This window comes from Pseudomonas sp. L5B5 (assembly GCF_020520285.1).
Lineage (GTDB): Bacteria > Pseudomonadota > Gammaproteobacteria > Pseudomonadales > Pseudomonadaceae > Aquipseudomonas.
This window is the reverse complement of record NZ_CP084742.1, coordinates 3,019,781-3,029,826: the sequence shown is the minus strand read 5'-3', so window position 1 is coordinate 3,029,826 and position 10,046 is coordinate 3,019,781. Positions and strand designations below refer to the sequence as shown.

At 63.4% G+C, this 10,046-nt stretch carries 11 protein-coding genes; 7 read left to right on the top strand and 4 right to left on the bottom strand.

All coding sequences use genetic code 11. The annotated features are described in order from the left end of the window. Positions 1 to 9 precede the first annotated feature (9 nt). Entirely contained in the window at positions 10 to 789 is a 780-nt protein-coding gene (gene yaaA / locus LGQ10_RS13925; protein ID WP_226525881.1) for a peroxide stress protein YaaA, read from the bottom strand. Between the two features lie 641 nt (positions 790 to 1,430). Here yaaA and LGQ10_RS13920 point away from each other — a divergent pair. The 3 genes from LGQ10_RS13920 to LGQ10_RS13910 all read left to right on the top strand — a co-directional run bounded on the left by LGQ10_RS13920 (position 1,431) and on the right by LGQ10_RS13910 (position 5,332). Continuing rightward, positions 1,431 to 2,555, top strand: coding sequence for a polysaccharide deacetylase family protein (locus LGQ10_RS13920; protein ID WP_226525880.1), 1,125 nt, complete (start codon positions 1,431 to 1,433; stop codon positions 2,553 to 2,555). A 360-nt stretch (positions 2,556 to 2,915) separates the two neighbouring features. Then, positions 2,916 to 4,310, top strand: coding sequence for a PhoH family protein (locus tag LGQ10_RS13915; protein ID WP_058435324.1), 1,395 nt, complete (start codon positions 2,916 to 2,918; stop codon positions 4,308 to 4,310). 104 nt (positions 4,311 to 4,414) lie between these two features. Then, positions 4,415 to 5,332: a LysR substrate-binding domain-containing protein gene (locus LGQ10_RS13910; protein WP_058435323.1), complete on the top strand. Its 918-nt coding sequence runs from the start codon at positions 4,415 to 4,417 to the stop codon at positions 5,330 to 5,332. Between the two features lie 6 nt (positions 5,333 to 5,338). On the opposite strand, the gene LGQ10_RS13905 is transcribed toward LGQ10_RS13910, so the two are convergent. Further along, the gene (locus LGQ10_RS13905; RefSeq protein ID WP_226525879.1) at positions 5,339 to 5,785 is read right to left on the bottom strand and encodes a DMT family transporter; all 447 of its coding nucleotides are present in this window, start codon (positions 5,783 to 5,785) and stop codon (positions 5,339 to 5,341) included. A gap of 190 nt (positions 5,786 to 5,975) precedes the next feature. Here LGQ10_RS13905 and moaC point away from each other — a divergent pair, with 190 nt between their 5' ends. The 4 genes from moaC to LGQ10_RS13885 all read left to right on the top strand — a co-directional run bounded on the left by moaC (position 5,976) and on the right by LGQ10_RS13885 (position 8,130). Further along, positions 5,976 to 6,449, top strand: coding sequence for a cyclic pyranopterin monophosphate synthase MoaC (gene moaC, locus LGQ10_RS13900; protein ID WP_226525878.1), 474 nt, complete (start codon positions 5,976 to 5,978; stop codon positions 6,447 to 6,449). Beyond that, positions 6,446 to 6,688 (top strand): MoaD/ThiS family protein, encoded by a 243-nt coding sequence (locus tag LGQ10_RS13895; RefSeq protein ID WP_226525877.1) that lies wholly within the window; start codon positions 6,446 to 6,448, stop codon positions 6,686 to 6,688. Before moaC ends, LGQ10_RS13895 begins: the two co-directional genes overlap by 4 nt. Before the next feature lies 1 nt (position 6,689). Beyond that, on the top strand, positions 6,690 to 7,142 hold the full coding sequence (gene moaE, locus LGQ10_RS13890; RefSeq protein ID WP_226525876.1) for a molybdopterin synthase catalytic subunit MoaE: 453 nt from the start codon (positions 6,690 to 6,692) through the stop codon (positions 7,140 to 7,142). Positions 7,143 to 7,353: 211 nt separating this feature from the next. Further along, on the top strand, positions 7,354 to 8,130 hold the full coding sequence (locus LGQ10_RS13885) for an ABC transporter substrate-binding protein (RefSeq protein ID WP_226525875.1): 777 nt from the start codon (positions 7,354 to 7,356) through the stop codon (positions 8,128 to 8,130). Positions 8,131 to 8,181: 51 nt separating this feature from the next. On the opposite strand, the gene LGQ10_RS13880 is transcribed toward LGQ10_RS13885, so the two are convergent. Then, entirely contained in the window at positions 8,182 to 8,811 is a 630-nt protein-coding gene (locus LGQ10_RS13880) for a transcriptional regulator (RefSeq protein ID WP_226525874.1), read from the bottom strand. 86 nt (positions 8,812 to 8,897) lie between these two features. After that, on the bottom strand, positions 8,898 to 10,025 hold the full coding sequence (locus LGQ10_RS13875; RefSeq protein WP_226525873.1) for an NAD(P)/FAD-dependent oxidoreductase: 1,128 nt from the start codon (positions 10,023 to 10,025) through the stop codon (positions 8,898 to 8,900). Between the last annotated feature and the right edge of the window lie 21 nt (positions 10,026 to 10,046).

The window sequence follows — 10,046 nt, the reverse complement described above, 5'->3', positions numbered from 1 at the left end:
GGGAACGCTTTATTCCGGTGCGTGGTCGCGCAGGAACACCAGGTTGTCGGCCTTGGATTGTTCGGCGCTGAAACGATAGCCCTGGACGTCGAATTGCCTGAGCTGGGCCGGGTCGTTGATGCGCTCCTGGAGCACGAAGCGGCTCATCATGCCCCGGGCCTTCTTGGCGTAGAAGCTGATGATCTTGTATTGGCCGTTCTTCAGGTCCTTGAACTCGGTATTGATGATCCGCGCCTTGAGGGCCGTGCGCTTGACCGCCGAGAAGTACTCGTTGGACGCCAGGTTCAGCAGCAGGTCGTCGCCTTGTTCGGCCAGGGCCTCGTTCAGCCACTCGCTGATGCGAGTGCCCCAGAAGGCGTATAGGTCCTTGCCCCGGGCATTGGCCAGCTTGGTGCCCATTTCCAGGCGATAGGGCTGCATCAAGTCCAGGGGGCGCAATAGGCCATAAAGGCCGGAGAGCATGCGCAGGTGCTGCTGGGCATAGTCGAAATCCGCTTCGCTGAGGGATTCGGCGTTGAGCCCGGTGTAGACGTCGCCCTTGAAGGCCAGCAGGGCCTGCTTGGCATTGGCCGGGCTGAAGGCCGGGGTCCAGCTGCCGAACCGCGCGGCATTGAGGCCACCGATCTTGTCGGAGACGTGCATCAGTTCACTGATCTGCGCCGGGGTCAGTTCCCGCAGTTGTTGGATCAGTTCCTGGGAGTGGTCGAGGTATTGCGGCTGGGTAAAGCGCTGGGTGACCGGCGGTGTTTCGTAATCGAGGGTCTTGGCGGGTGAAATCACCATCAGCATGGGGTCGTCTCCTTTTGGCGTCGGGGGATTCTAGGGGGTGGGGCGCCTGGACTCCACCTATCGAGGCAATAGCTGACGCATGGCGGCTTCTGGGTTGTGGCGAGGGTGGGAGGATGTGACGAACGAGCTTGCTCGCGCTGGGTCGCGAAGCGGCCCCGATACAGATGTATCAGCAATACCGCGAGGGCCTTGTTGGGAGTGCTGCGCACTCCAGCGGGAGCAAGCTCCCTCGCCACGGTTGCTCGGCGATGGATAGTGGATGTGGCGAGCGAGCTTGCTCGCGCTGGGTCGCGAAGCGGCCCCGATACAGATGCATCAGCAATACCGCGAGGGCCTTGTTGGGAGTGCTGCGCACTCCAGCGGGAGCAAGCTCCCTCGCCACGGTTGCTCGGCGATGGATAGTGGATGTGGCGAACGAGCTTGCTCGCGCTGGGTCGCGAAGCGGCCCCGATACAGATGTATCAGCAATACCGCGAGGACCTTGTTGGGGGTGCTGCGCACTCCAGCGGGAGCAAGCTCCCTCGCCACGGTTGCTCGGCGATGGATAGTGGATGTGGCGAGCGAGCTTGCCACGGGGATGCCTTGGGTGCCCGGCAGATCGGCTATAGTGCCGCGCGGGTTCTGTTCTGGAGGCATCCCTTTTGCGTATCGCGTTTCTCTTCTCGGCCTGGCTTTTGAGTTTCAGCGTGCTGGCGGCGCCCAATGATGTGGCGACCCTGGACCGCAGCACCTGGCCGGAAAAACTCGACAGCCCGACCCTGTTCGACGTCGCCTCGCGGGCCGAGATCCTGACCTTCGCTCGCGCCTTGCTGGTCAGTGAAGCCTGGGATGAGGCGTCCCTGAAGCAACGTCTTGGCCTGCGAATGATCAATGTGGCGGCGATCGACGAGTTGCGCGAGCACCTGTGGAAACGCCTGCTGGAGAACTACAACTTCGCCCAGCAGAGCTGCGACCAGGACGCTTCCTTCTGTTTCCTGGTGGAAAACATGCAGCAACTGCGCAAGCAGGCCGGCAAGTTCCAGCTGGGCGAGGACTCCTATTACGCCCGGTGGGGCGAGCCGAGCCGGACCTTCCATGAGCGCTACCTGGACGAACTGCTGCGCAAGGCTGCCCTGACCCCGCAGACCAGCAGCGAGGTGCTGCGCCTGGGCGAGCATGAGCGCAATGGCGAGGAGCTCAATGACCGGATGTTCCTGCTGAGCTTCGACAGCGCCGCCAACCTGGCCCCGGACAATACGGCCTGGCTCACCGAATACCTGCGCAAGTCCAACCTCAACGGTACTTTCTTCGTCCTGGGCAACGATATCCAGAACCGCCTCGACCAGGCTTCGGTGGCGAGCCTGCAGGCGCTGTATTCGCAGCAGTGTGTCGGGGTCCAGGGATGGGAGTTCCGTTCCCATAGCCATTGGCAGGATTGGCAGTACTCGATCCAGCGCAGTGCCGACCTGGTCAAGGGCAAGTTGCCGGAAAACTACGTGCCGCTGTTTCGTCCCCCCATGGGGCAGCGGCGGGCCGATGCCCAGGCGTTCTTCAATGCCCAGGGCATGCAGGTGGCGTTGTGGGACATCGATGCCCAGGACGGCGCCGGCAAGCTCAAGGCCGAGGACAGCGGCCAGCGGGTACTGACCCTGATGCTGTTGTGGCGGCGCGGGGTGATTGCCTTCAATGCCAAGCAGGATGGGGTCAAGGGCAGTTTGCCGTGGTTGCTGGCTCAGACCGCGCAAAGCGGAATCGGCTGGGAGGATTGTCAGCAGGCGTTTCGCTGAAAAAAACGCAAAATGCCCGCAAATACGGGAGTTGACGGGGGAAAACGGCGGGAACAGGGCGAATCTGGAGGGAATTTCGATGCAGGCGGACTTCCGACTTTAACGGCGTGCGCCCCGCGCGCCAAGGGCTATTCGTCACTCTGAAAAATAAACATCAAAAAAGCTTCAAAGTGCTTTTTCCTGTCACGCTTTTTGGAGTATTACGAAGTCAGACCGCCGAAACCTGCAACACAGGTGGCGTCTCCCAAGACTCCTTGTGTGCGGCTCACCTCCAACCCGGATGGATGGATTTCGGTGGTCCTTCGAGGCGCGATACCCGATGGTATTGCGTCGACTGGCTCCCACATAAGGTGACCGAGTATGGATGACCGCGGACGTAGCCCTTCCTCCAACCAGCCAATCCTTTACGTACTCGATACCAATGTATTGATTCACGATCCCAATGCCCTGCTGAACTTCGAAGAACACCATGTCGTGATCCCGATGACCGTCCTGGAGGAGCTGGACAAGCTCAAGAGTGGGCATCACAGCGTGGCTGCCGAGTGCCGCCAGGCCATCCGCCTGATCGACAAGACCCTTGGCGAGGCTTCTCCCGAGGATGTCGAGCTGGGGGTGCCGATCCAGCGTGGCAAGGGCGAACCCAAGGGGTTGCTGTCGATCCTGATGGGCAAGCGCAACGAGCCCAATAGCCTGCTGCCGGACAACCTCAACGACAACATCATCATCAACCAGTTGGTCGATCTGCACGCGCGCCACAAGGACTTGTCCGTGGTGCTGGTGACCAAGGACATCAACATGCGCCTCAAGGCGCGTGCCTGCGGGATCGCCGCCGAGGACTACAGCACCGACCAGCTGGTCGACGACGTGGAGCTGCTGCCCAACGGCTTCCACAACATGAGCGGCTCGTTCTGGGACCGGGTGAGCAAGGTCGAGACTCGCCAGGATCATGGTCGGACCTGGCACCAGGTGCAGTTGATCGACAACCTGCCGGCGGTGCACATCAATGAATTCATCATCGACGAACAGGGCTTTGTCGGCTGGATCAAGGAAATCCGTGCCGATGTGCTGCTGATCCTCGACCTGCATCAGGAGCCCCTGTTGCACCAGGAAGCCTGGGGCCTGAAACCGCGGGACATCTACCAGGGCCTGGCGCTTTATGCATTGCTCGACCCGGACATCCACCTGGTCAACCTGTCCGGGGCCGCCGGCTCGGGCAAGACCATCCTGGCCCTGGCAGCCGCCATCGAGCAGACCATGGTCAGCAAGCGCTACCGGCGCATCATCGCCACCCGCAGCGTGCAGGGGCTGGACCAGGAGATCGGCTTCCTGCCGGGCACCGAGGCGGAGAAGATGGAGCCCTGGCTCGGCGCGATCACCGACAACCTCGAGGCCTTGCACATGGATGACGAGAGCACCCATGGCAGCGTCGACTACATCCTCAGCAAGGTGCCGCTGCAGTTCAAATCCCTGAACTACATCCGTGGTCGCAGCTTCCAGCAGAGCCTGATCCTGATCGACGAATGCCAGAACCTCACCCCGCACCAGATGAAGACCATCATCACCCGTGCCGGCGCCGGTTCCAAAGTGGTGTGCCTGGGTAACCTGGCACAGATCGATACCCCCTACCTGTCGGCCACCAGCTCCGGGCTGACCTACCTCACCGAGCGCTTCAAGGACTTCCCCAACGGCGTGCACATCACCCTGCAAGGGGTGCCGCGCTCGATCCTGGCCGAATACGCCGAAAGCCATTTGTAACGCCATCGAGCACCTGCCACGGGCGGCCTTCGGGCCGCCCGTTTTGCATCCGCCCCCGGGCCATGGAGTATCCTGCGTTCCCGCCGTGAACCTGGAACGCCTGGATGGCCACCGTCTCCCTGCGCAATATCGACCTGAACCTGTTGGTGGTGCTCGATGCACTGCTGACGGAGAAGCACGTGACCCGCACCGGTGAACGCCTGCACCTGAGCCAGCCGGCCATCAGCCATTCCCTGGGCAAGTTGCGCTCGTTGCTGGATGACCCATTGTTGATCCGCCAAGGCAACGATGTGTTGCTCAGCCCGCTGGCCCGCAGCCTGCAAGCGCCGCTCAAGGAAATCCTCAGCCAGATCGAGACGCTGCTGGGCAAGTCCATCGACTTCGATCCGGCCGTTTCCCAGCGCATCTTCCACCTGGCGATGTCCGACTACGGCGCGGCGATCGTGCTGCCCCGGCTGTTGGTACGCCTGCGCCGTGAAGCTCCGCTGATGCGCCTGGTGGTGACCCAGGGCAGCCGCCACGAGATGTTCGAGCAAGTGGTACAGGGCAAGCTCGACCTGGCCCTGGGGGTGTTTCCCGACCTGTCGGAGGAGGTGGTCAAGGAGGTGCTGTTCGAGGAGACCTTCACCTGCCTGCTGGACCGCGCCACCCTGGGCCCCGCCGGGTCTCTGGACCTGGCGCAGTACCTGGCGCGGCCGCACCTGCAGGTGTCGATGGACGGCTGTTTCAACGGCGAAGTCGATCATCGCCTGCGCGACCAGGGCTTGCAGCGGCAGATCGTGGTCAGCGTGCCCCATTGGGGCACGGCGCCGGGGATGATCCGTGGCACCGACCTGATCCTCACGGTGGCCAGTCGCACCCTGGATGAGTTGTCGCTGGACGATGGGCTGGTGCGCCTGACGCCGCCGATGCAGGTACCGGCGTTCAATTTCGTCCAGGTCTGGCATGGGCGTTCCGCTGACGACCCGGCCCACACCTGGCTGCGCGAGCAGATTCGCCTGGCCAGCGTGGCCGGGTCGTGAGGGCGTTCAGCCGCGGACGGTGATCACGAAGCCGCCGATCACCACCAGTACGCCGAAGAGTTTCTGCAGGCTGATGTCTTTTTGCGGCAGGCCCACCAGGCCGAAGTAGTCGATGATCAGCGAGATCAGCAACTGGCCGATGATCACCGCCATGATGAAGTTGAGCGCTCCCAGGCGCGGCGCCATCAGCAGCGCCACGGTGATGTAGAGCACCCCGGCCAGCCCGCCCAGCCAGATCCACCAGGGGCCTTGGGCGGCGGCCAGCAGGTTGGGCCGGGGCACCTTGATGAACAGCAGCAACACGCCCAGGGCCAGCAGGCTCACCAGCAGCGAGATGCCAGTGGCCCACAACGGGTGCCCCAGCAGGCTGCCCAGCCGGGCGTTGGTTCCGGCCTGCAGGGGCACGGCGAAACCGGCGAGCAGGCTGAGCAGGATCGGGATGAACAAGGTCATGGCGTGATTTCCTCTGTGTCGTTGGCAGACCTTGTACGTGGGGGCCTGCGCCGACTCCAATTCGTTGTTCTGATGTGGGGCATTCGCCGGGTCGATCACCTGCCCGAGGCGGCCCTGCGGCGGCAGAATGTCCCGTGCGGAAAACTGACCTGCGGGTTTACAATCGCCCCACCTGATCAGGAGTAACGCCGTGCTGACTCATCTCGATTCCCAAGGGCGCGCCAATATGGTCGACGTCACCGACAAGGCCGTGACGTTTCGCGAAGCGACCGCCGAAGCCCGGGTGCGCATGCTCCCGCAAACCTTGCAGATGATCGTCAGCGGCGGTCATCCCAAGGGCGATGTGTTCGCCGTGGCGCGGATCGCCGGGATCCAGGCGGCGAAAAAGACCAGCGACCTGATTCCCCTGTGCCATCCGTTGATGCTCACCAGCGTCAAGGTCGAACTCAGCGCCGAAGGCGAGGACAGCGTGCACATCGTGGCGCGCTGCAAGCTCTCGGGGCAGACCGGGGTGGAAATGGAAGCGCTGACCGCCGCCAGCGTCGCCGCGCTGACCATCTACGACATGTGCAAGGCCGTGGACCGGGGCATGACCATCGAGGGCGTGCGGGTGCTGGAGAAACTCGGCGGCAAGAGCGGCCACTACCAGGCGGAGCCGGCATGAAGATCAAGGTGAAGTTCTTTGCCCGTTATCGCGAGGCCATCGGCCTGGACGAGACCCAGGTCGAAGGCGAGTTCCGTAGCATCGAGGATGTGCGCCAGCACCTGCTGCAGGGCGTGGGCGCCCCGGTGCTGGGCGAGCAGAACCTGATGTGCGCGCGCAACGAAGAGTTGTGCCCGCTGGACGAGCCCCTGGTCGATGGTGATGAAGTGGCGTTCTTTCCCGCCGTGACCGGAGGCTGACATGGGCATTCGGGTACAGGACGCGGCATTCGACCCCGGCGCCGAACTCAATGCCATGCACGCGGCCCATGTCGGCGTCGGGGCCGTGGTGAGCTTTGTCGGCTACGTGCGTGATTTCAACGACGGCCAGGAGGTGCACGGGATGTTCCTGGAGCACTACCCGGGCATGACCGAGAAGGCCCTGGGCAAGATCGCCGAGGAGGCCGGGCAGCGCTGGCCGCTGCTCAAGCTGGAGATCCTGCACCGCATCGGTGCCCTGGCCCCGGGCGAGCCGATTGTCTTCGTCGCCGCGGCCAGTGCCCATCGCCAGGCGGCCTTCGATGCTTGTGCCTTTGTCATGGACTATCTCAAGACCCGTGCACCGTTCTGGAAAAAAGAACAGACCGTCGATGGCCCGCGCTGGGTCGAGGGCCGGCACAGTGACCAGGCGGCGGCCGAGCGCTGGAAAGGCTGATCCGCCGACCCCTTCCCGGTGCACGCTCGCACCGCTGTCAGAGCCTGCAACGCATGACGTATGTTCCCGTCGACCGTCGGGGATGGGCGTCGTTGCACCCCGTTGACGATATGTACATTAAAGTCCAGTATGGATTCGTAAGTACATAATAGCGTCGTCCGTTCCACCTCTTCTTTCTGCCAGACCAACAACAATTCGCGAGAGAACGAACATGAAAAGACTTCCCCTCATCAGTGGCCTGGTCCTGGGCCTGTTGGCGTGCACCTCGCTGTCGGCCGCCGAGAAGACCCTGCGCCTGGGGATCGAGGCCGCGTATCCACCGTTCGCCTTCAAGACTGCCGAAGGCAAGATCGGTGGCTTCGACTACGACATCGGCAATGCCCTGTGCGCGCAAATGCAAGTCAAGTGCGAGTGGATCGAGGGAGAGTTCGACGGGCTGATCCCATCGTTGAAGGTGAAGAAGATCGATGCCGCGCTGTCGTCCATGACCATCACCGCCGAGCGCCGCAAGTCGGTGGATTTCACCCACAGGTACTACTTCACCTCCTCGCGCCTGGTGATGAAGAAAGGCGCGGTGGTGGATGACCAGTACCAGAGCCTCAAGGGCAAGGCCATCGGTGTGCAGCGTTCCACCACCACCGATCGCTACGCCACCGAGGTCCTGGAGCCCAAGGGCATCAAGGTGACGCGCTATAGCAACAACGAAGAGATCTACATGGACCTGGCAGCCGGGCGGCTGGACGCGATCTTCGCCGACACCATCCCGCTGGAGGATTTCCTGTCGATGCCGCGCGGTGCCGACTATGCCTTTGTCGGCCCGGAGCTCAAGGACCCGCAGTACGTCGGCGAGGGAGCCGGGATTGCCGTGCGCAAGGGCAACGAGCAACTGGTGGGCGCGCTGAACAAGGCCATCGAAGGCATCCGCGCCAATGGCGAGTACCAGAAGATCCAGGCCAAGTATTTCAAGTCGGACATCTACGGCGATTGATCCGGGGACGTTGGCGAGCGATCGCACCCTGGGGCGGTCGCTCGCCAAGGATCACTGCTCCTTGAGTTCCTTGAGGTGCTTGTACACCGTAGCGCGGCCCATGTTCAGCACGTTGGCCACATAGTTGGCGGCGCTCTTGCCCTTGAAGGCGCCTTCGGCGTGCAACGCCAGCACCAGTTCGCGCTTGTGGTCGCGGGTCAGCAGGTTCAGGCCCAGCTGGCGCTCGCGCAGCCAGTTGTGCAGGAAGGTGTTGATCCGCTCCTGCCAGTCATCGCGAAACAGTGAGTCGGGCTGGGGGATCAGCTTGCTTGGAGACAGGAACAGATCCAGCGCGGCCTTGGCATTCTCGAACAGCGAGATATTCAGGTTGATGCACAGCACCGCCAGTGGCTGGCCTTTGGCGTCGCGCAGCACGGTGCTCAGGCTGCGGATCTTCTGTCCGTCCCAGTTGAGTTTTTCGTAGGGGCCGATGTTCCGTTCATCGCTGTCGCCACTGAGCATGTCTTCCAGGGCCGCGTCGTCGCCCACTTCGCGTTTGGACAGGTTGTTGGCGATGTAGTCGATCTTCTGGGTGCGCAGGTCGTGGAGTACCACTTCGGCGTGGGGGAAGAACAGGGTGGCAATGGCGTCGGCGATCGCCCGGAAATTGTCCAGGGCAGGATCCTTTGCGGGTGTGGTCATGGGTGGTACTCCTGGCGGCTTCGGCGCCCGCCGCTGGCGGGCGCTGGGAGTGTGCCGCAATCGTCCGGGCGCGTCATCCCGGGGCATCAGCCCAGGCGAGCCGGAGAGAGCATGGCAGCGTCAAGGCCGAAGGCTGCCAGTTCCCGTGGCAGGCCGGCGCCACGGACCAGGGCGGCGCTGGCCTGGCCCATCGCCGGCGAGGTCTGGATACCGTAGCCGCCTTGGCCGGCGACCCAGAACAGCCCTGGCACTTGCGGATCGAACCCGGCCAGCAGGTCGCCATCGCTGACGAAGCTGCGCAGGCCGGCCCAGGTCCGGGTCGGGCGGCGGATGCTCAGGGTCGTGGCTTCCTCGATCCGGTGGATGCCCAGGGCGATGTCCAGTTCTTCGGGTTGCACATCGTGGGGCTGCACCGGGTCGGCGTTGGCCGGCGAGCCGAGGAACATGCCCGCGTCGGGTTTCAGGTAGAAGGATTCGTCCAGGCTGACCAGCATCGGCCAGTGTTGGCAGTCCTGGTCCTGTGGGCCGGCGAAGATGAATGCCGCCCGGCGCTTTGGCTGCAGCCCCAGCGGTCGGGCTCCGGCCAGGCTGCCGATCTGGTCGGCCCAGGCGCCGGCGGCGTTGATCACCACGGGTGCGCTGAAGCTCTGGCCGCTGGTGCGTATCAGCCAGGTGCCCTGGGCGTCACGTTCCAGCCCGATGACTTCACAGTCGGTGTGCAACTGGCCCTGGTTGCGACGAAGGCCGCGCAGGTAACCCTGGTGCAGGGCGTCGGTGTCGATATCGCTGGCGGTGGGGTCGTAGAGGGCACCGTGGACCTTGTCGCGACGCAGAATCGGCAGGCGGGCGCAGGCTTCGTCGGCATCGAGCAGTTGCATCTGCGGCACGCTGGCCTTGGCACTCAGGTACTGGCGCTGCAACTCGGCGGGGTCGTTGACGAAGTCGACGGTCATCTCGCCCCGTGGAGTCAGCAATGGATGCTCGCAGAAGCCCTCGGGCGGCTGGTCGAAGAACGCGCGGCTGGCCACGGTCAGGGCACGTACTTGCGGCGTGCCATAGGCGGCGGTGTAGAGGGCGGCGGAGCGGCCGGTGGAGTGATAACCCGGATGGGATTCGCGCTCCAGCACTACGACCCGGCCATGGCGCGACAGCCAGTAACCGGTGGAAGCCCCGGCGATACCGGCGCCAATGATGATGAAGTCTGTCTCGATCATTCGAAACTCCGGAAAAATACA

Excerpts from the sequence above, each read along its gene's own strand:
- LGQ10_RS13905 (WP_226525879.1), bottom strand. The coding sequence starts at position 5,785 with ATGACCTTGTTCATCCCGATCCTGCTCAGCCTGCTCGCCGGTTTCGCC.
- yaaA (WP_226525881.1), bottom strand. The coding sequence starts at position 789 with ATGCTGATGGTGATTTCACCCGCCAAGACCCTCGATTACGAAACACCG.
- LGQ10_RS13875 (WP_226525873.1), bottom strand. The coding sequence starts at position 10,025 with ATGATCGAGACAGACTTCATCATCATTGGCGCCGGTATCGCCGGGGCT.
- moaE (WP_226525876.1), top strand. The coding sequence starts at position 6,690 with ATGGGCATTCGGGTACAGGACGCGGCATTCGACCCCGGCGCCGAACTC.
- LGQ10_RS13885 (WP_226525875.1), top strand. The coding sequence starts at position 7,354 with ATGAAAAGACTTCCCCTCATCAGTGGCCTGGTCCTGGGCCTGTTGGCG.
- LGQ10_RS13895 (WP_226525877.1), top strand. The coding sequence starts at position 6,446 with ATGAAGATCAAGGTGAAGTTCTTTGCCCGTTATCGCGAGGCCATCGGC.
- LGQ10_RS13880 (WP_226525874.1), bottom strand. The coding sequence starts at position 8,811 with ATGACCACACCCGCAAAGGATCCTGCCCTGGACAATTTCCGGGCGATC.
- LGQ10_RS13910 (WP_058435323.1), top strand. The coding sequence starts at position 4,415 with ATGGCCACCGTCTCCCTGCGCAATATCGACCTGAACCTGTTGGTGGTG.
- LGQ10_RS13915 (WP_058435324.1), top strand. The coding sequence starts at position 2,916 with ATGGATGACCGCGGACGTAGCCCTTCCTCCAACCAGCCAATCCTTTAC.